The sequence below is a fragment of the Amycolatopsis bullii genome (genome assembly GCF_014654205.1).
GTDB classification, from domain to species: Bacteria; Actinomycetota; Actinomycetes; order Mycobacteriales; family Pseudonocardiaceae; genus Amycolatopsis; species Amycolatopsis plumensis.
In genome coordinates, this window is sequence record NZ_BNAW01000003.1 from 52887 (window position 1) to 71842 (window position 18956).

Here is an 18956-nt window from a genome sequence, read left to right on the forward strand (position 1 = left end):
ATGACGACCGGTCTAGTGACTTCGCGGCTGGGTAAGGTTTGCGCATGGGCAACCCGACCGGTCAGCAGTTCGAGATCACCCGCGGCAACGCCCGCGCCGTCGTCACCGAAATCGGTGCCGGCCTGCGCGCGTTCGAAGTCGGCGGCGTGCCGTACGTCGAAGAGTTCCCCGAAGACGCCAAGCCGCCGCTGGGCGCGGGGCAGATGCTGCTGCCCTGGCCGAACCGGACCAAGGGCGGCCAGTGGACGTTCCAGGGGGAGACCCAGCAGCTCGAGATCACCGAGGAGGCCCGGGGCAACGCCATCCACGGCCTGACCCGCCACCTCGAGTGGGAGCTGCTGGAGCACGCCGAATCGTCGGTCACCCTGGCCGTCGACGTCGCGGTGCAGCCCGGCTGGCCGGTGCCGCTGCGCGCGACGGTGACCTACGAGCTCGCGCCGCGCGAGCTGACCGTCACGCACGAGATCCGCAACGAAGGCGAGCAGCCGATCGGCGTCGGCGTCGGCACGCACCCGTACTTCCGGATCGGCGACGTCCCGACCGACGAGCTGACGCTGACGCTGCCCGCCAGCCGCGTCCGGCCGTCCTTGCCCGACGAGCAGATGCCCTACGCCGAGGAGCAGGACGTCGAGGGCACCGAGTACGACTTCCGCGCCGGCCGCGTGCTGGCGGGCGTCAACCTGGACACGGCGTTCGGCGGCCTCGCGGCGGCCGAGGACGGCCGGCACCACATCGTCCTGAGCCACGACGGCCAGGAGCTGCTGGTCTGGACCGGCCCGGACTTCCACTGGGCGCAGGTGTTCACCCCGGACGACCTGATCGGCCGCGGCCGCGCCGTGGCGATCGAGCCGATGACCTGCCCGGCCGACGCCCTCAACACGGGCACCGACCTGATCGAGCTGGAGCCGTCGGCGTCGTGGTCGGGCAGCTGGGGCATCCGGGTCCGGTGACGCCGCTTCGCCTGGGCGTCGCCGACGCGGGCGAAGTCCTGACGCTGCAGCGGGCCGCGTACGTCACCGAAGCGCGGGCGCACGGCGATCTGGACCTGCCGCCGTTGCTGGAGACACTGGAGGAGACGCGGGCGGCCCTTGCCGGCTTGTCCTGGGGCGTGCGCGAGTCGGGTCGCCTGGTGGCGTCGGTGCGGCTGACGGTGACCGGGCCGGTGGCGGTGATCGGGCGCCTGGTCGTGGCGCCGGATCGGCAGGGCTTCGGGCTGGGTGGGGCGCTCCTGCGGTTCGCCGAGTCGGCGGCGCCGGCGGAGGTGGCGGTGTTCCGGCTGTTCACCGGCTCGAAGAGCGCAGGGCCGTTGCACCTGTACGCCAAGCACGGGTACCGGGAAACGCACCGGACGCCCGAGAACAACCACGAGCTGGTGCACCTGGAGAAGGCCCGGGCCTCCTAGGCCGGCCACCGGTTTCCCCGGTGGCCGGCCGCTTTCCTCATGCGCCGGTGCGGCGCTGCCGCAGAACCGGCTTTCCTTGCCGCCCTTGCGTTTTCACGCCGTTCCGGTGCAGCAGGGAGCGCTCGTTCCGGGCGTGGCGTCCGCCGGAGCCGGTGGTGGCGATGGGGTACGTCGGCTTTCGCAACAGGGAACTCCTTCTTTCCGAGGGGTGTTCAGTTGTGGTCGGCCCACTGGACGAACTGGACGATCACGCCGTTGGGGTCGGTCACCTGGAACAGGCGTTCGCCCCAGGGTTCTTCGCGCAGCGGCATGGTGATCGGCACACCCGCGGCCCGCAGCCGCGCTTCTTCCTCGTCGAGGCCGTCGGCCACGGTGTAGGCGAGGATCAGGCCGCCGGCGCGCTGATCACGCTGCTCCGGCGGCAGCACCTCGATCCCGCGGGTGAGCAGGACGACGTCGAAGGCATCGGCGCGGCTCAGGGACGCGAAGCCCTCAGCGGCCTGCTGCACGGTGTAACCGAGGTGCGTGGTGAAGAACTCCTGCGATGCGGCGACGTCATCGATGGTCAGCGACACGGTGGAGGCGGTGAACTGCACAGGTCTCCTCGGGTGAAGCGTCGTAAACTTGCTATCGACGTAAGTTTATTCAGGGGTAATCCGGCGTGTCAACATAAACTTGCTACGAGGGTAAGATTGCCTCATGACGACTGAGACCACCGGACTTCGCGAGGCGAAGAAGCAGGAGACCCGACAACTCATCTCCGACCACGCGACGCGGCTGTTCATCGCCCAGGGCTTCGAGCAGACGACGATCGCCGAGATCGCCGACGCCGCCCGCGTCGCCAAGAAGACCGTGACCAACTACTTCCCGCGCAAGGAAGACCTGGCCTTGGACCACCAGGAGGAGTTCGTCACGTCGCTGGCCCACACCGTGACGACGCGCCGGCCGGGCGAGTCGGCGACGGCTGCGTTGCGCCGTGCGTTCGCCGATGCCGTCGAGAGCAGGGATCCGGTCGCGGGCTTCTCCGGACCGGAGTTCGCCCGCATGATCGCCGACAGCCCGACCCTGACCACGTGCCTGCGTGGCCTGCACGACCAGCGCGAACACCGCCTGGCCGAGGCGCTGGCCGAGGCTGCCCGGACCCGGCCGGACGACATCGCGGTCGAGACTGCCGCCGGGTTGCTGGGGGCCGTTCATCGTGTGCTGTTCCAGCGCATCCAGGCGCTCACCCTCGCCGGGCACGCCAACGACCGGATCGCCGACACCGTGGGCGCGGAGGCGGCGCAGGCCTTCAAGCTGCTGGAGACCGGTCTGGCCGGCTGGCCCTACACCCGCGTGCACGCGCCCGGGTGAGTTCGTTAGCGTGGCGAACTATGGCGAAGGCAATTGTCGGGGGCTATGTCGTCCCCATCGACGGTGATCCCATCGAGGGCGGCACGGTCCTGATCGACGGCGGCAAGATCGTCGCGGTCGGCACCGAGGCCGACGTCGACATCCCGGAGGACGCCGAACTGGTCGACGCGGCCGGCACCTGGGTGCTGCCCGGCTTCATCGACGCCCACGCCCACCTCGGCGTCCACGAGGACGGCGAGGGCTGGGCCGGCAACGACACCAACGAGATGACCGACCCGAACGGCGCCCGTTTCCGCGCCGTCGACGGCATCGACCCCTACGAGCCGGGCTTCGACGACGCGCTGGCGGGCGGCGTCACGAGCGTCGTCATCAAGCCCGGGTCCGGCAACCCGATCGGCGGCCAGACGATCGGCGTCAAGACGTGGGGCCGCAGCATCCTGGACATGACGTTCGCGGAGCACGTCAGCGTCAAGAGTGCGCTCGGCGAAAACCCGAAGCGCGTGTACGGCGACAAGAAGCAGACGCCGTCGACGCGTCTCGGCGTCGCGGCGATCCTGCGCGAGGCGTTCACGAAGGCCCGCAACTACCAGGCGAAGCGGGCACACGCGGAGTCCGAAGGCAAGCCGCACGAGGTGGACCTGACGCTGGAAACGCTGTCGAAGGTCCTCGACGGCGAGCTGTACTGGGACCAGCACGTCCACCGCGCGGACGACATCGTGACGGCGATCCGGCTGGCCGACGAGTTCGGCTACAAGCTGGTGATCAACCACGGCACCGAGGGCCACCTGATCGCGGACCTGCTGGCCGAGCGGGACGTCCCGGTCATCCTGGGCCCGCTGTTCACGACGAAGTCCAAGGTCGAGCTGCGCAACCGCACGCTGCGCTCGGCGGGCATCCTGGCCCGCGCGGGCGTGAAGATCGCGATCACGACGGACCACCCGGTGATCCCGATCAACTTCCTGGTGTACCAGGCCGCACTCGCGGTGAAGGACGGCCTCGACCCGGCGACGGCCCTGCGGTCGCTGACCATCAACCCGGCATCGATGCTGAACCTCGACGGCCGGATCGGTTCGCTGAAGCCGGGCCTGGACGCCGACGTGGTGCTGTGGTCGGGCGACCCCCTGGACGTGATGAACCGCGCCCTCCGCGTCTTCATCCGCGGCGACGAGGTGTACCACTTCGACGAGTCGACGGGCGAGGGCGTGTCGAAGGACCGCCGTTACCGGGAGGTCCGCTGAGTTTCGGGCGGCACGCCGGTGACCGGGCGGTTCCGGCGTGCCGCCCGATCAGTCGAGGAGCGCGTTCAGGTCGAGCGTGACGGGGAACGGGACATCGGTGGCGAAGGTCCCGGTGACCGCGGCGGCGTCCATATAGCCGAACTCGCCGGCTTGGTGGCAGGCGACCAGCGAGATGGGTTCGCTCATGTCGATGATCCAGTAGTGCGGGATGCCCGCGTCGGCGTACTCGTTGTGCTTCACCTGGTAGTCGGTGCGCTTCGAACCCGGTGACACGATTTCGACGACCACGACCACTTCAGCGGCGCGATACATGTCGCCTTCTTCATCCACGCGAGCGCTCGCCTCGCGGTAGGTGATCAACAGGCCGGGACGGCGCGAGAATCCCGGTTCACCCCGGGGTGCCAGACCCAGGTCCACGTCGATATCCGGGGTGAAGTCGAGTTCCGCGGGCAGCTGCGATTCCAGCTGTCGGCCCAACAAGTAAGCGGCTTTGTTGTGCTTTCGGCTGGGGCTGGGGGACATCAGGACGCGGCCTTCCACGAGTTCGGTGAAACCTGTGTCGGTTTCACCGAGCGCCGCGTACTCCTCGATCGTCAGCAGGTGATCCGGGATCTCCCACCGTCGAGCAGCGCCCGGCTTGGGAAGTGCAATCACAGCGGCTCCTCACGTCGCCCGGCATTGTCTCACGGCTCAGGTGCAACCATGAGTAACGCTATCTGTACCGAGCGTGTGACACCGTTGCCTCGACCTGGTGATTCAGGTGCGCTCACGGGACCAGCGCGTCGAGGTCGAGCCGCACCGGGAACGGGATGTCCGTGGTGAAGGTATCGGTGACCGCGGCGGCGTCCAGGTCGCCGGCGCGGCACGCGACCAGCGACACCGGCCCGGTGATGTCGACGATCCAGTAGTGCGGGATGCCCGCGTCGGCGTACTCGTCGTGCTTCACGACGTAGTCCGTCCGCTTCGAATCCGGTGCCACGACCTCGGCGACGACCAGCACCTCGTCGGCCCGCACCAAGCCGCCGGCGCGGGTGAGTGCCGCCCGGCCGACGACCATCAGGTCCGGGCGGCGGGCGAAGCCGGGCGCGCCGTCCGGGGCCAGGCGCAGGTCCAGTTCGGCGCGGACGACGAACGCGAGCCCGCGCGGCAGCTGCCGCTCGAGCTGGGCGGCCAGCAGGCACACCGCCATGTCGTGCCGTCGGCCGGAACCGGGGGACGTCACGAGGCGGCCTTCCACCAGCTCCGTGAAGCCGGGGCCGTCGAGTGCCGCGTACTCCTCGATGGTCAGCAGATGACCGGGCATGGGAAAACGCTAGCCGTCCCCGAAGCGCGACACCGGTCGCTGGATCGGGCTACGCGTTCTTCAGCTCCCGCGCGATCACGACCCGCTGGATCTGGTTCGTCCCCTCGAAGATCTGCGGCACCTTCGCCTCCCGCATGTACCGCTCCACCGGGAAGTCCCGCGTGTACCCGGCGCCGCCGAGGACCTGGACGGCGTCCGTCGTCACCTTCATGGCACCGTCCGTTGCCACCAGCTTGGCGATCGACGCCTGGCGCTTGAACGGCATCCCGCGGTCCCGCCGCCGGGCCGCGTCCAGGTACAGCGCCCGGGACGCCTCCACCGTCGCGGCCATGTCCGCCAGCAGGAACTCGACGCCCTGGAAGTCGATGATCGGGCGGCCGAACTGCGAACGGCCCTTCGCGTAGGCCACCGCTTCGTCCAGCGCCGCCTGGGCCAGGCCCACCGCGCACGCCGCGATCCCGAGCCGGCCCGAGCTCAGCGACGACAGCGCGATGCGGAGCCCGGCCCCGGGGTCGCCCAGGAGCCGCGAAGCGGGCACGCGCGCGCCGTCGAAGATCATCTGGGCCGTCGGGGAGCCGGTCAGGCCCATCTTCCGCTCGCGCGGTGCGGCCGAAAGCCCCGGCGTCGACGAGTCGACCAGGAGGCACGAGATCTCGGAATCGCCCGTGCGGACCATCGTCGTGTAGAAGTCCGCGACGCCCGCGTGGGTGATCCACGCCTTGGTGCCGTTGACGACGTAGTCCGAGCCGTCGAGACGCGCGCGCGTCGAAAGCGCGGCCGCGTCCGAGCCCGCCTGCGTCTCCGACAGCGCGTACGCGCCCAAGAGCGAGCCTTCGAGCATGTCCGGCAGCCACTGCTCGCGCTGCTCGTCGGTGCCGTACTCCGCCAGCGCGTAGCAGGACATCGTGTGCACCGACAGCCCGACGCCGACCGTCATCCACGCCGCCGCGATCTCCTCCAGGACCTGGAGGTAGACCTCGTACGGGACGTCGCCGCCGCCCCAGCGTTCCGGGTACGGCAGGCCCAGCAGGCCGGACTTGCCGAGCAGGCGGAACTGCTCGCGGGGGAACTGCTCGTCCTCTTCCGCCGCTGCCGCGCGGGGCGCGAGCTCGTCGCGCGCGATCTCCCTGGTCAGCGCGACCAGTTCCTCGGCTTCCGAGTTCGGCAGGAGGCGTTCGGCGGGCATCGTTGTCCTCCAGAAGCGGTACTGAAAACAGTACTGTGGGTCGGTTCAGAGTACAGTACGACTGACCTGGGGTGGCCGGAAAACATAGGAGATAGTGAGCCGATGCGCCCCGAACCCCGACGACGCCCGACCGCTCGCCAGCAGGCGCTGCTCGGCGAGCTCGAGGCGCTCTTCCTGGCCGAGGGCTTCGCCGCCTTCACCCTCGACGACCTCGCCGGCCGCCTGCGCTGCTCGAAGTCGACGCTCTACGCGCTCGCGCCCAGCAAGGAGCAGCTCGCCGTCAAGGTCGTCACCCGGTTCTTCCGGGGTGCCGCGGAGCGGATCGAGGAGCGCATCGCCGGGATCGACGACGCCCGCAAGCTCATCGGCGAGTACCTGGCCGGCGTCGCCGAGCACCTCAACCGGGCGTCCGCGGCCTTCATGCGGGACCTCGCCGAGTTCGGCCCGGCCCGGGAGGCCTACCAGCTCAACAGCCGGTTCGCCGCGAAACGGCTCCGGCAGTTCATCGACGCCGGCGTCGCCCAGGGGGTGTTCCGCGACGTCCACGCGCGGCTGGTGGCCGAGATGACCGGGCTGATCATCGAGGGCATCCAGACCGGCGTGCTCGCCCAGCGGACCGATGTGTCCGACGCCGATGCGTTCACCGCTTTGGGCGAACTGCTGCTGGGCGGGCTGAACAAATAGCGGACAGGAATTGTCAGCCGGAACTCCATTAAACTCCCGGCGTGATCGTCGTAGGCGGAGAAGCTCTGGTCGACCTGGTTCCCGGCGACCCCCTGGATTCCACTGTGGACGGTGGGCTGCGCGCGCTGCTGCCCCGGCTGGGCGGCGGCCCGTACAACGTCGCGCTGGCCGCCGGGCGCCTGGGCGTGCCGGCGGCGTTCTTCTCCCGCGTGTCCACCGACCGCTTCGGCGACGCGATGATCGAGCGCCTGCACGCCTCCGCCGTCGACACCTCGCTGCTGCAGCGCGGCGACGAGCCGACGACGCTGGCCGTCGTGGCGCTCGACGCGAAGGGCGCCGCGCGCTACACGTTCTACGTCGAGGGCACCGCCGACCGGCTGGTCACGGACCCTGGTCCGCTGGCCGAAGATGTGACAGCGCTCTCACTCGGGACGCTCGGCATGGTCCTCGAGCCCGGCGCCTCGGCGTACGAGGCGATGTTGCGGCGCGAAGCGGCCCGCGGCGTCCTGACCGTCCTCGACCCCAACATCCGCGAGGCGCTCATCACCGACCCGGCCGCCTACCGGGCCCGGTTCGCGTCCTGGCTGCCGGACGTCCGGCTGCTCAAGATCTCCGACGACGACGCCGCGTGGCTGACCGAGGGCGCCGATCCGGTCGCCGCGGCGAAGACGTGGATCGAGTCCGGTGTGGACGCCGTGGTGCTCACCCGGGGCGCCGACGGGCTCTCGGTGATCACCGCCGCAGGTGAGCTGGCCCACGTGCCGTCGCGAAAAGTCACCGTCGTGGACACCATCGGCGCGGGGGACACCGTGCACGGCGCGCTGCTGGCCTGGCTGCACACCCGCGAGGCCACCGACCTGGCGTCCCTGGACGCCGGCGCGTGGCGCGAGGCGCTGGAATTCGCGGCGAAAGCGGCGTCGATCACCGTGTCCCGCAGCGGCGCCGAGCCGCCCACGTCCGCCGACATGGCGGCCACCGTGTGAACCTGGTCCCAAAGGGGCCCCCAGGAGCAACGTCACCGCTGCGCGAAGGCGGGTTTCTCGACTAACGTTGAGGGGCATTCTTCATACCCCAGCGGGGCGGTGTGCAGCGAGGCGCCAGTGTTTCCTCGCGTGAACACGTGGCTACCTGTGGAACGTACAGGCGCCGCCGGCCCGTGCCCAACGTGAGAGGGACTTGCATGTCCGACGCGACGACTGCGGGGCAGTCCGGCGGAGAAACCGCGAAGCTGACCCTGCCGAGTGGCGAGCACGAGTTCAAGATCGTCCACCCGGTCGAAGGCGCGCCGGGGATCGAGCTGGGCAAGCTGCTGGCGCAGACGGGGTACATCACCTACGACCCCGGTTTCGTCAACACCGGTGCCGCGTCGTCCGCCATCGCCTACATCGACGGTGACGCCGGCATCCTCCGCTACCGCGGGTACCCCATCGAGCAGCTGGCCGAGAAGTCGACCTTCGTCGAGGTCTCCTACCTGCTGATCTACGGCGAGCTGCCGACCGAGACCCAGCTGGCCGACTTCACCGAGAAGATCCAGCGCCACACGCTGCTGCACGAGGACCTCAAGGCGTTCTTCAGCGGCTTCCCGCGCGACGCGCACCCGATGCCGGTCCTGTCCAGCGCGGTTTCGGCGTTGTCGACCTTCTACCAGGATTCGCTCGACCCATTCGACGAGCCGAACGTCGAGCTGTCCACGATCCGGCTGCTGGCCAAGGTGCCGACCCTGGCCGCGTACGCGTACAAGAAGTCCGTGGGCCAGCCGCTGCTGTACCCGGACAACTCGCTCGGCCTGGTCGAGAACTTCCTGCGGATGACGTTCGGCTTCCCGGCCGAGCCGTACGACGTCGATCCGGACGTCGTCAAGGCGCTCGACCTGCTGTTCATCCTGCACGCCGACCACGAGCAGAACTGCTCGACCTCGACCGTGCGCCTGGTCGGCTCGTCCGAGGCGAACCTGTTCGCCTCGATTTCGGCCGGCATCAACGCGCTGTTCGGCCCGCTGCACGGTGGCGCGAACGCCGCGGTGCTCGACATGCTCGAGGGCATCAAGAACGACGGCGGCGACGTCGCCAAGTTCGTCGAGCGGGTGAAGAACAAGGAAAAGGGCGTGAAGCTGATGGGCTTCGGGCACCGGGTCTACAAGAACTACGACCCGCGCGCGAAGATCATCAAGAACACCGCCGACGAGATCCTCGGCAAGCTGAAGGGCGGCGACCAGCTGCTTGACATCGCCAAGAAGCTCGAGGAGACCGCGCTCTCCGACGAGTACTTCATCGAGCGCAAGCTGTACCCGAACGTGGACTTCTACACCGGCCTGATCTACCGGGCGCTGGGCTTCCCGACGAAGTTCTTCACGGTGCTGTTCGCGCTCGGCCGCCTGCCGGGCTGGATCGCGCACTGGCGCGAGATGATCAACGACCCGGCCACCAAGATCGGCCGCCCGCGGCAGATCTACACCGGCCACGCGACCCGGGACTACATCCCGATGTCCGAGCGCTGATCCGGTTTTCCGGAAACGCCCCGTCGTGCACCTGCACGGCGGGGCGTTTATCGTTGTCCGTCGTGACTCGAGAAGCGCCGGTCGTCCTCTGGTTTCGCCGTGACCTGAGGCTCGGCGACCACGCCGCGCTGCTGGAGGCGTCGAAGCACAGCAAGCACGTGCTCGCGCTGTACGTCCTCGACGAGGCGCTGCTGAAGCCGGGTGGCGCGCCGCGGGAGGCGTTCCTGTACGGCTGTCTCGAAAAGCTGAACGACCAGCTCGGTGGCCGCCTGATGCTGGCCCGCGGCGACCCGGCGACCGAAGTCGTCCGTGCGGCGCGCGAGATCGGCGCGGCCGCGGTGCACGTCAGCGCGGACACCGGTCCCTACGGTCGTCGCCGGGACGCGGCGGTGGCGGAAGCGTTGGCGGAGCACAACATCGACTGGGTGGAGACGGGCTCGCCGTACGCGGTGACACCCGGGCGCGTCACCAAGCCGGACGGCAGCCCGTACCGCGTCTTCACGCCGTTCTTCCGCGCCTGGACCGCGCACGGGTGGCACTCGCCCGCCGACACCGGACCGTCCCTTGTGGACTGGGTGGCGCCACTGAATTCGCCGGAAATCCCGCATCCGCCTCGGATTTCCGCGGCTCTGCCCGAGCCGGGCGAGCAGGCGGCGCTGGAAGCCTGGCACGCGTTCCTCGCCGACGGCATCGAGACCTACGACGAGGATCGCGACCGCCCGGACCGCGAGGGCACCACACGGCTTTCGCCGTACCTGCGCTGGGGATGCATCCACCCGCGGACGATCCTGGCGGACCTGTCCGGTGACGATCGCACCGGCGCGAAGTCGCTGCGGAGCGAGATCTGCTGGCGGGAGTTCTACGCCGACGTCCTGTGGCACCGCCCGGAAACGGCCCGCGAGAACTACGACAAGCGCTTCGACGACATGAAGTACGACAACGACCGCGAGGCCTTTTCACGCTGGTGCGAAGGCCGGACGGGTTACCCGATCGTGGACGCCGGGATGCGGCAGCTGCTGGCCGAGGGCTGGATGCACAACCGGGTGCGGATGGTCGTAGCGAGTTTCCTGGTGAAGGACCTGCACCTGCCGTGGTGGCTCGGCGCCCGCCACTTCATGAAGCACCTGGTGGACGGCGACCTGGCGTCGAACCAGCTGAACTGGCAGTGGGTGGCGGGCTGCGGCACCGACGCGGCGCCCTACTTCCGTGTCTTCAACCCGACGACCCAGGGCGAGAAGTTCGACCCGCAGGGGGACTACGTGCGCAAGTACGTGCCGGAGCTGCGTTCGGTGCCCGGCAAGGCGGTGCACCAGCCGAAGAACCGCCCCGAGGACTACCCGGAACCCATGGTCGACCACGCCCACGAGCGCCAGGTGTCCTTGGAGCGGTACGGCAAGATCACCTCGTGAGTGTTCAGGCGGGTTCTAACCCGCCTAACCACTCACGAGCGGTTTGGCGCGCCAGACGACTGCGAGCGCGGGATCGCCGCCTGCGCTCGGCTCGATCCGCTCCACGGCGAAGCCTTCGCGCTCGTAGCGGGGCCCTGCCGAATCTTTGCTCGCCGAACAGGAGGTCGCCCCCAGGGGACCCCCTGATTTCACGTTACCGCAGGGGTCTGACAGTTTCGGGCGGTCAGGGCACTGGCCTGTGCGTTGGTGCGAAGCGCGCGATGGACCGCCGGCCGACGGCTGCGTGGCCGCGCTGGGTGACGCCGAGGAGCGCCCCACCGTCCTCGGCGACGACCACCAGTCCGGTGGCCACGGACGTACCGGCGTGCGTCTCGCTGCCCGGTTCCGGACCGGCGCGGCCGCGCCGATCAGCGGGGTTCTGCCGCCCGCACCTCAGCCACGCAAGGCCTCCTTCAGCTTGATCCGGCTGCCGATCCGCAGCACGCTGTTGCCGTAGATCTTCCCGCCGATCCAGGTGAGCACGGCGACGAGCGCGACGGTCAGCGCGAGCGACAGCCCGATCTCCCAGCCCGCCGCCGCGCCCGTCGAGATGCGGGCCGGCATCAGGATCGGCGACAGCAGCGGAATCAGCGAGACGATCTTCGTCGCCGAGCCCGCCGGGTTCTGGACCAGCAGGTTGAACCCGGCGATGAACCCGACGACCAGGATGATGTTGAGCGGCCCCACCACCGACTGGGTGTCCTCCTGCCGGGACACCAGCGAACCCAGCGCGCCGTAGATGGTGGCGTACAACAGGAAACCCAGCAGGTACCAGAGCAGGCCCCACAGCACCGCGCCGGTCGCGAAGCCGGACAGCGTGAACACGCCGGTGGCCGACGCGGCACCCAGCCCGACCACCGCCAGGATGACCAGCTGGGTCAGGCCGACCAGGCCGAGCCCGATCACCTTGCCCAGCAGCAGCTGCCACGGCCGCACGCTGGCGAGCAGGATCTCCACCACCCGGCTCGACTTCTCCTCGACCACGCCCTGGGCGACCATCATCCCGTAGGTGATGATGCTCATGTACAGCAGGAACGCCACGACCAGCCCGACGACCAGCCGCTGCGTCTGGTCCGCCGGCTGCGGCGAAAGGGCGTCGTCCCGGACGTGGGTGGCGTCGACCCGGGCCATCACTTCGGCCGGCTCGAGCTGCGCGGACGACAGCACGCCGTCGAGCACCTGCTGCTGGGCGACCTGGTCGAGCACCCGGCGCAGCTGGTCGTCCAAAGAGGACTTGTAGGTGGCGGTCAGCTGCGCCGCGCTGCCCGAAACGAGGGCGTCGAGGTCTCCGTCTTCGACCTTCTGCCGGCCTTCCGCCGGGTCGGTGACGACGACCGTGCTGATCTCGCGGCCGGACAGCGCCGCCTCGGTCTGCAGCTGCCGGGCGATCCCGATCGCCTGGCCGGTCAGCCCGACCGTGTTCTTGTCCGACGAACTGGCCAGCGACGTCTGGAAGAAGACGTACCCCAGCAGCAGCACCAGCAGCACGCCGGTGCCGACCACGAACGACCGCGTGCGCAGCCGCGTGTTCAGCTCGCGCTTCATCACCAGCCAGACGGCGCGTCGGCCACTCAGCGTCCTCATCGCGGTTCCCCCTTCTCGGACACGGCGTCGCGGAACAGCTCGGTGAGCGAACGGCGACGGCGGCTGAACTCGGTGACCGGCCCGGTCGCCAGCGCGGCGGCGAGCACGGCCTGGTCGTCCGCGCCCGGTTCGAGGTCGAGCACGGTGGTGGTGCCGTGCTGCTCCAGCACCCGCACGCCGGGCAGGCCCGCGGCCCAGCCGTTGTTCGCGGCCGGCGCGGTCACGACGAGCTTGCTGCGCGCGCCCGCGGTCAGCTCGTCCACGGTGCCGACGGCGACCATGCGGCCGCCGCGGATGATCCCGACCCGGTCGCACAGCCGCTCGACGAGGTCGAGCTGGTGGCTGGAGAACACGACCGGCGCCCCGGCGGCGGCCTTCTCCCGCAGGACGCCGCTCATCACGTCGACGGCGAGCGGGTCGAGTCCGGAGAACGGCTCGTCGAGCACCAGCACGGCCGGGTCGTGCACCAGCGCGGCGGCGAGCTGGACGCGCTGCTGGTTGCCGAGGGACAGCTTCTGCACCTCGTCCTTGCGGCGCTCGGCCAGCCCGAGCCGGGTGATCCAGGTTTCGGCGTTGCGGTGGGCTTCGTTCGCGCTCAGGCCGTGCAGCTCGGCCAGGTAGACGAGCTGGTCGAGCACCTTCATCTTCGGGTACAGCCCGCGTTCTTCCGGCATGTAGCCGATGTGCGTGCGCGTCTCGTGCGTGACCGGGTTGCCGTCGAAGCGCACCTCGCCGCCGTCGGCGGCCAGCACGCCCAGCGCGATCCGCATGGTGGTGGTCTTGCCGGCGCCGTTGCTGCCGACGAAGCCGAACAGCTCGCCGGCGCGGACGTCGAACGAGACGCCGTCCAGCGCGACCTTGGCGCCGTAGCGCTTCGAGATCCGGTCGATCTCCAGTGTCCCCTCAGGCATTCCCCATCCCCTCCTCGAAATCTTCGGGATCGTCGTCCGGCAGCGACCAGCCCAGCACGATGGCCGGGATGGTGGTGCCGGTGACCAGCAGCGCGGACAGCATCATCGCGCCGGCGGCCGCGGTGTCGGCGACGATCAGGCCGTAGAACATCGCGATCAGCATCAGGTAACTGAGCGCCTGGTAGCCGATGTAGGTGACGCGGTGGCGCCACTCGCGCTCGCGTTCGTCCAGCAGGCGCGAAAAGCTGCCGCTCATCCGGCCGGTCAGGACGCGCAGCGTGATGAACGCGAACCCGCCGACGAACAGGCCGGTGAGCCAGAAGGCCGGGAACACCCAGCGCGGGTCGGCTCTGAACTGGGTGGCCCCCGCGACGAGGGCGAGATCGGCCGCGACCAGCACGACGACCAGTGCTCGCCGGTGTTTTCGCGTGCGCCAGCCCGGCAGTTTCCGCGACCGCTTCCGTTCGGCTTCCTCCAGCTTGTCGAGCTGGCGTTCCCAGTAGGCCGCGAGACGGCCCGGCTGCTCGGTCATGCTCCCCCCTCGCGGTAGACCTGGGTGGAAAGCGGCGTGAACGGCTCGCGGCTGAAGACCGCCTCGACGGGCAGGTCGAACACCGCGCAGATCCGGAACGCCAGATCCAGGCTCGGGTAGTGGTCACCCCGCTCGAGCGCGCCGATGGTCTGCGGATTGACTTCGACGGCACTGGCGAGCGCGGCCCTGGTCATCCCGCGCTCGGCCCGGAGCACGGGAAGCCGGTTGTAGATCGGCAGCTCTTTGCCGCGTCTGACCGGACTCATGGACGTACTGTTGCAAAAACCCAACGGGTCGTCAACTCAAGAGAACATCAAGTGGGGTTGTGCACAACTTGGGTGGGGTGTGGGTTCGGGCGTCAGCGTCCCGTTCGCGCGCCGGTGAGGCACCTGAGAAGGCGGAGTGTCGGCCGTGGTGGGTGCTGTCGCGGCAACGGGACTCAGGCCAACCCCGCCAGCGACTTGTCGACAAGCTCCGCCACCCGCTCCCGCGCGGCCTCCGCGTCCGCCGGGATCAACGACAGCCGCGTGCGGCGCTCCAGTACGTCCTCCACGTCCAGTGCCCCCTCGTTCCGGACCGCCCACACCACCTCGGCCGCCGTGATCTCGGTTCCCGGTCCGACCGGGGCCGCGAACTCCGTGTCCAGCTCGCCCAGCGCCGCCACCCGGGGCGCCTCCGTGCCGTACCGGGCCACCAGTCGCGGTGAAGCGTCCACAAGCGACAGATGAGACCGGGGAGCCGCGCCCAGCAAAGGCAACCGCGCCGTGCGGCAGGGCGAAGCCGTCAGGCCCGCCAAGCGGACCGCCGCGTCGACCGCGTCCTCGGCCATCCGCCGGTACGTGGTCAGCTTGCCGCCGACCACCGTCAACAGTCCGTCGGATCCCGCCAGCACCGCGTGCTTGCGGGACAGGTCCGCCGATCGGCCGCCCGTTCCCTCGACCAGCGGCCGCAGCCCCGCGTACGACCCGGCCACGTCGGCCCGGGTCAGTGGCCGGGCGAGCACCGACGATGCCAGCGACAACAAGAAGTCCACATCGGACTCCGGAACCACTGGCACGGCGGGAATCGGACCCGATAACGGCTCGTCCGTCAGTCCCAAATAGACTCGGCCGTCCGGCTGGGGGAGCAGGAAGACGAACCGGTTCGTCTCCCCGGGCACGCCGATGTTCACCGACGTCGTCCCCATCGGCACCGTCCCCGGCGCCAGCACCAGGTGGGAGCCGAGTGACGGCCGCAGCCGGACTGCGCCCGTCAGCGTTCCCGCCCACACCCCGGTCGCGTTGATCACCTGCCGCGCGTGAATGTCCACTGTGGAGCCGGAGACGGCGTCGCGCACCTGGACCCGGTCTGCCGAAATCGACGAAGCCGACAGTCGGGTGAGGATTCGGGCGCCGAACGACGCTGCCGTGCGCGCGAGAGTCACCACCAAGCGCGCGTCGTCGACCAGAGCGCCGTCGTATGCCAGCAAAGCGCCGCGCAACCCGTGAGCGGAAAGACCGGGCGCCAGCGCCAGGGCCTCCAAAGCGGGAACCGAACGCGGCCCCGGCAGCACCGACGACGGCGTGCGTGCCGCCCGGCGCAGCGCGTCCCCGGCGCGCAAACCGGCCGCGACCACCTTCTCCTGGACACGGGAAGTGCTGGGGTACAACGGGAACAGCTGCGGCATCGCCCGCGTCAGGTGCGGGGCCGTGCGCGTCATCATGATCCCGCGCTCCACCGCGCTCTCGTGCGCCAAGCCGAATTCACCGTGCGCCAGGTAACGCAGGCCGCCGTGGACCAGCTTCGACGACCAGCGCGACGTCCCGAACGCCAGGTCGTGCGCCTCGACGAGCGCCACCGACAGGCCTCGCGAAGCCGCGTCCAGTGCGATACCCGTGCCGGTGACGCCGCCGCCGACCACGACGATGTCCACGCGCTCGCCCGACGCCAGCTCCGCGAGCTCGCGTTCGCGGCGCCGCGCGTTGAGCGAGCCGGGCGTCATGGCCGCAAAGCCGCGTCGAGCACGTGGGTGAACTCCGCCATCAGGGCCGCCTCGTCGACGTCCGCGGTCGCCGGGCGCAGCGAGAACGCGAAGGACTGCACCACCAGCAGCACCGACCGCGACTGCACCGCGACCGGCGCCCGCCGGATCGAGCCGTCCTGGTGGCCGGCTTCGAGGAGCCCGTGCAGCGCCTGCTCGGCGAACTTCTGCGTCGCGCCCAGCCGCTCCACGATGTACGGGAGAACCAGCTCGGGGTCGACGTCGAGCAGGGTGCGGAACAGCGGGTCGGTCGATAATGCGCGGACGCCGGCCGCCGCGATGAGCACGAGCCGGTCGCGGCTGTGCGCGGCGTCGGCGCCGCTTTCGCTCGCGGTGCGCAGCAACCCGCTGAACTCGCGGGTCATCAGCGCGGCGAGCACGCTGCGGACGTCGGGGAAACGGCGGTAGACCGTCATCCGGCTGACGCGCGCGGTGCGGGCGATTTCGGCGAGTGTGGTGCGGCGCACACCGACGGCCAGCACGCACGAGCGCGCGGCGTCGAGCAGCACGTCATCGGCCACCCGTGTCGCCGTCTGGCGGTTGCGGGTGTCCGCGAGCGCGGAGGAACCCGCCGTCTGCATGGTGTGACGTTTTACGTCCATATGTCACACTGTAGTCGTGAACGCTCTTATTGACCACCGCCTCCGCCGGTCCTGGACCGAGGGAGCCGCCGGCGCCGCCCCGCTGCCCGCGCGCGCGGCGAGGTGGCTCGACCAGCGTATCGGCCCCGTGGTCCCCGGTGGCGCTCCCGCGGGCGACATGCCGGTAAAAATACCGTCACCGAAGCTGGCGAAACCGGCCGAGGAAGCGCTTGCGAAAGTGGTCGGCGCGGAGAACGTGCTGGTCGACGACCCGGCGCGGCTGGCGCGGGCCACCGGGCTGTCCTACCTCGACCTCCTGCGGCGCCGTTCGCCCTCGGCGGACTTCCCGGTGCCCGACGCCGTCGTGCTGCCCGCCGACCCCGACGAGGTCCAGGCGGTCCTCGATGCCTGCGTCCAGCACGACGTCGGAGTCGTGCCCTTCGGCGGCGGGACGTCGGTGGTCGGCGGCGTCGCGGCGCTGCGCGGGGAGAAGACGTCGGTCATCGCGCTGGACCTCGTCCGGCTCGACGCGCTGGTGTCGGTGGACGCCGAGTCCCGCATCGCCGTGCTGCAGGCCGGCGTCCGCGGGCCCGAGGCCGAGCGGCTGCTCGCCGGGCACGGCCTGACGCTCGGGCACGTCCCGCAGTCGTTCGAGCGCGCCACGATCGGCGGCTTCGCGGCGACGCGCTCGGCCGGCCAGGCGTCGTCGGGGTACGGGCGGTTCGAAGACATGGTGACCGGCGTCCGGCTGGCCACTCCGCGCGGCCCGTGGAAGCTCGGCGTCGCCCCGGCGTCCGCGGCGGGACCGGACCTGCGCCAGCTCGCGATCGGCAGCGAGGGCACGCTCGGCGTGATCACCGAGGTCGCGCTGCGGGTGCGGCCGGCGCCGCCGGTCCGGCGCTACGAGGGCTACGCGCTGCCCGGCTGGGCCGCCGGTGCCGAAGCGGTGCGGGACCTCGCGCAGCACCACGCGCTCGCCGACGTCACCCGGCTGTCCGATGTGGACGAGACGGAGGTTTCCCTGGCGCTGAACGCGGGCCTGAAGACGGCGGCACTGCGCCGCTACCTCGCCGCGCGGGGCGTCCGGCGGCCGTGTTTCCTCATCGTGGGCTGGGAAGGCACCGCGCACGACGTGGCGCTGCGCCGCCGTGAGACGGCTCGTCGGCTGAAGGCCTCCGGTGCCGTGCGCGTCGGCAAGGCGCTCGGCGAATCGTGGCGGCACGGCCGGTTCGCCGGTCCGCGGCAGCGGGACACGTTGCTGGACATGGGGGTCTGTGTCGAGACGCTCGAGACAGCCGCCTACTGGTCCAATGTGGACGAGTTGCGCGACGACGTCCGCGCCGCGTTGACGGCCTCGCTGGGCCGGTCGATCGTCATGTGCCACATTTCGCACGCGTACGAAACGGGCGCGTCTCTGTACTTCACGGTGCTGACGGCCCGCGACGAAACCGACTCGGTCGGGCAGTGGCAGCGTGCGAAGGCGGCGGCCTGCGAGGCGATCGCCGGGCTGGGCACGATCTCGCACCACCACGCCGTCGGCGTCGACCACGCGCCCTACCTGAGCGCGGAGATCGGCTCGCTCGGCGTCGAGGTGCTGCGGGCAGCCAAGTCCACTGTGGACCCGACCGGGATCCTCAACCCGGGAAAGCTGGTGTGACGACTTCGCAGGGCACGCCGTGCCCGTCGGCCGCGACGCCGTCGAGCAGCGCCGCTGCGGCCTGCGGGACGTCGGCCGTGCGCACCGGCGCGCCGTCGACCAGCAGGGGGTAGCGGATCGGCGCGGCGCCGACGTACGTGTGGACGTCGGTCAGGCGCGTGCCGTCTTCGAGGGTGATGTCGGGGTCGGTCAGCCGGGCCAGGTGGTAGCGCGTGCCGCGGCCTTCGCAGCGGTCCAGGACCGCGAGCTGGTCCGGCGTCACGAACCAGATGGCGTGCTCCTCGACGCCGTCGAGCGCGGTGAGGGTGGCCGGGCGCTGGTCGTCGACCACGCGGAAGCCGGCCGCCCAGACGGCGGCGAGCCCCGCGCAGCGCGCGTGCGCCACGACGACCGGGCCTTCGAGCCCGAGCCGGGCACGCAGCCAGGTGATCTTCGACGGGTTGGCGTTCGAGCCGTAGGCGAGCACGGCCATCCGGTCGCGCCAGCCGTCGGGGGCGGTGTCGAGCGGGTGCCCGACGCCGTCGACGTGCACGAACGAGTGGCCCGGCCGGGTGCCCGGG

Annotated in this window: 20 protein-coding genes; 9 read left to right on the plus strand and 11 right to left on the minus strand. The window is 70.4% G+C overall.

The window, feature by feature from the left end:
* The first annotated feature begins 44 nt into the window (after positions 1–44).
* Positions 45–950, plus strand: a complete 906-nt coding sequence (locus IE317_RS05030; RefSeq protein ID WP_191306862.1) for an aldose 1-epimerase family protein — start codon at positions 45–47, stop codon at positions 948–950.
* The gene (locus IE317_RS05035) at positions 917–1402 is read left to right on the plus strand and encodes a GNAT family N-acetyltransferase (protein WP_191306863.1); all 486 of its coding nucleotides are present in this window, start codon (positions 917–919) and stop codon (positions 1400–1402) included. The genes IE317_RS05030 and IE317_RS05035 overlap by 34 nt, the downstream gene beginning before the upstream one ends.
* Before the next feature lie 212 nt (positions 1403–1614).
* Here IE317_RS05035 and IE317_RS05040 read toward each other — a convergent pair whose 3' ends face one another.
* Positions 1615–1998: a VOC family protein gene (locus IE317_RS05040; protein WP_191306864.1), complete on the minus strand. Its 384-nt coding sequence runs from the start codon at positions 1996–1998 to the stop codon at positions 1615–1617.
* A 103-nt stretch (positions 1999–2101) separates the two neighbouring features.
* On the opposite strand from IE317_RS05040, the gene IE317_RS05045 reads away from it, so the two are divergent.
* Positions 2102–2755: a TetR/AcrR family transcriptional regulator gene (locus IE317_RS05045; protein WP_191306865.1), complete on the plus strand. Its 654-nt coding sequence runs from the start codon at positions 2102–2104 to the stop codon at positions 2753–2755.
* A 20-nt stretch (positions 2756–2775) separates the two neighbouring features.
* Complete coding sequence (locus IE317_RS05050; protein ID WP_191306866.1) at positions 2776–3993, plus strand: amidohydrolase; 1218 nt, start codon at positions 2776–2778, stop codon at positions 3991–3993.
* Positions 3994–4041: 48 nt separating this feature from the next.
* Here IE317_RS05050 and IE317_RS05055 read toward each other — a convergent pair whose 3' ends face one another.
* From IE317_RS05055 to IE317_RS05065, 3 genes are all read right to left on the minus strand, one after another.
* Entirely contained in the window at positions 4042–4647 is a 606-nt protein-coding gene (locus IE317_RS05055) for a Uma2 family endonuclease (protein WP_191306867.1), read from the minus strand.
* A gap of 112 nt (positions 4648–4759) precedes the next feature.
* Entirely contained in the window at positions 4760–5296 is a 537-nt protein-coding gene (locus IE317_RS05060) for a Uma2 family endonuclease (RefSeq protein WP_191306868.1), read from the minus strand.
* 49 nt (positions 5297–5345) lie between these two features.
* Positions 5346–6482: an acyl-CoA dehydrogenase family protein gene (locus IE317_RS05065; protein WP_191306869.1), complete on the minus strand. Its 1137-nt coding sequence runs from the start codon at positions 6480–6482 to the stop codon at positions 5346–5348.
* Between the two features lie 102 nt (positions 6483–6584).
* Between IE317_RS05065 and IE317_RS05070 the strand changes: the two genes are divergently transcribed.
* The 4 genes from IE317_RS05070 (at position 6585) to IE317_RS05085 (ending at position 11072) form a co-directional block, all read left to right on the plus strand.
* Entirely contained in the window at positions 6585–7166 is a 582-nt protein-coding gene (locus tag IE317_RS05070; RefSeq protein ID WP_191306870.1) for a TetR/AcrR family transcriptional regulator, read from the plus strand.
* A 41-nt stretch (positions 7167–7207) separates the two neighbouring features.
* The gene (locus IE317_RS05075; protein WP_191306871.1) at positions 7208–8149 is read left to right on the plus strand and encodes a carbohydrate kinase family protein; all 942 of its coding nucleotides are present in this window, start codon (positions 7208–7210) and stop codon (positions 8147–8149) included.
* Positions 8150–8346: 197 nt separating this feature from the next.
* Complete coding sequence (locus tag IE317_RS05080) at positions 8347–9663, plus strand: citrate synthase (RefSeq protein WP_191306872.1); 1317 nt, start codon at positions 8347–8349, stop codon at positions 9661–9663.
* A 62-nt stretch (positions 9664–9725) separates the two neighbouring features.
* Positions 9726–11072, plus strand: a complete 1347-nt coding sequence (locus tag IE317_RS05085; RefSeq protein ID WP_191306873.1) for a cryptochrome/photolyase family protein — start codon at positions 9726–9728, stop codon at positions 11070–11072.
* 432 nt (positions 11073–11504) lie between these two features.
* On the opposite strand, the gene IE317_RS05090 is transcribed toward IE317_RS05085, so the two are convergent.
* The 6 genes from IE317_RS05090 to IE317_RS05115 all read right to left on the minus strand — a co-directional run bounded on the left by IE317_RS05090 (position 11505) and on the right by IE317_RS05115 (position 16679).
* The gene (locus IE317_RS05090; protein ID WP_191306874.1) at positions 11505–12695 is read right to left on the minus strand and encodes an ABC transporter permease; all 1191 of its coding nucleotides are present in this window, start codon (positions 12693–12695) and stop codon (positions 11505–11507) included.
* Entirely contained in the window at positions 12692–13606 is a 915-nt protein-coding gene (locus IE317_RS05095; RefSeq protein ID WP_191306875.1) for an ABC transporter ATP-binding protein, read from the minus strand. The genes IE317_RS05090 and IE317_RS05095 overlap by 4 nt, the downstream gene beginning before the upstream one ends.
* Positions 13599–14138: a hypothetical protein gene (locus IE317_RS05100; protein WP_191306876.1), complete on the minus strand. Its 540-nt coding sequence runs from the start codon at positions 14136–14138 to the stop codon at positions 13599–13601. Before IE317_RS05100 ends, IE317_RS05095 begins: the two co-directional genes overlap by 8 nt.
* Complete coding sequence (locus tag IE317_RS05105; protein ID WP_043776467.1) at positions 14135–14404, minus strand: helix-turn-helix transcriptional regulator; 270 nt, start codon at positions 14402–14404, stop codon at positions 14135–14137. Before IE317_RS05105 ends, IE317_RS05100 begins: the two co-directional genes overlap by 4 nt.
* Before the next feature lie 173 nt (positions 14405–14577).
* Complete coding sequence (locus IE317_RS05110) at positions 14578–16119, minus strand: glycerol-3-phosphate dehydrogenase/oxidase (RefSeq protein ID WP_191306877.1); 1542 nt, start codon at positions 16117–16119, stop codon at positions 14578–14580.
* Positions 16116–16679, minus strand: a complete 564-nt coding sequence (locus IE317_RS05115; RefSeq protein WP_191307286.1) for a TetR/AcrR family transcriptional regulator — start codon at positions 16677–16679, stop codon at positions 16116–16118. The genes IE317_RS05110 and IE317_RS05115 overlap by 4 nt, the downstream gene beginning before the upstream one ends.
* A gap of 97 nt (positions 16680–16776) precedes the next feature.
* Between IE317_RS05115 and IE317_RS05120 the strand changes: the two genes are divergently transcribed.
* On the plus strand, positions 16777–18396 hold the full coding sequence (locus tag IE317_RS05120; RefSeq protein WP_373308964.1) for an FAD-binding oxidoreductase: 1620 nt from the start codon (positions 16777–16779) through the stop codon (positions 18394–18396).
* Here the strand turns inward: IE317_RS05120 and IE317_RS05125 are convergent.
* Positions 18374–18928 (minus strand): gamma-glutamylcyclotransferase family protein, encoded by a 555-nt coding sequence (locus IE317_RS05125; RefSeq protein ID WP_191306878.1) that lies wholly within the window; start codon positions 18926–18928, stop codon positions 18374–18376. The two genes, IE317_RS05120 and IE317_RS05125, sit on opposite strands and share 23 nt — an antisense overlap.
* Positions 18929–18956: the final 28 nt, after the last annotated feature.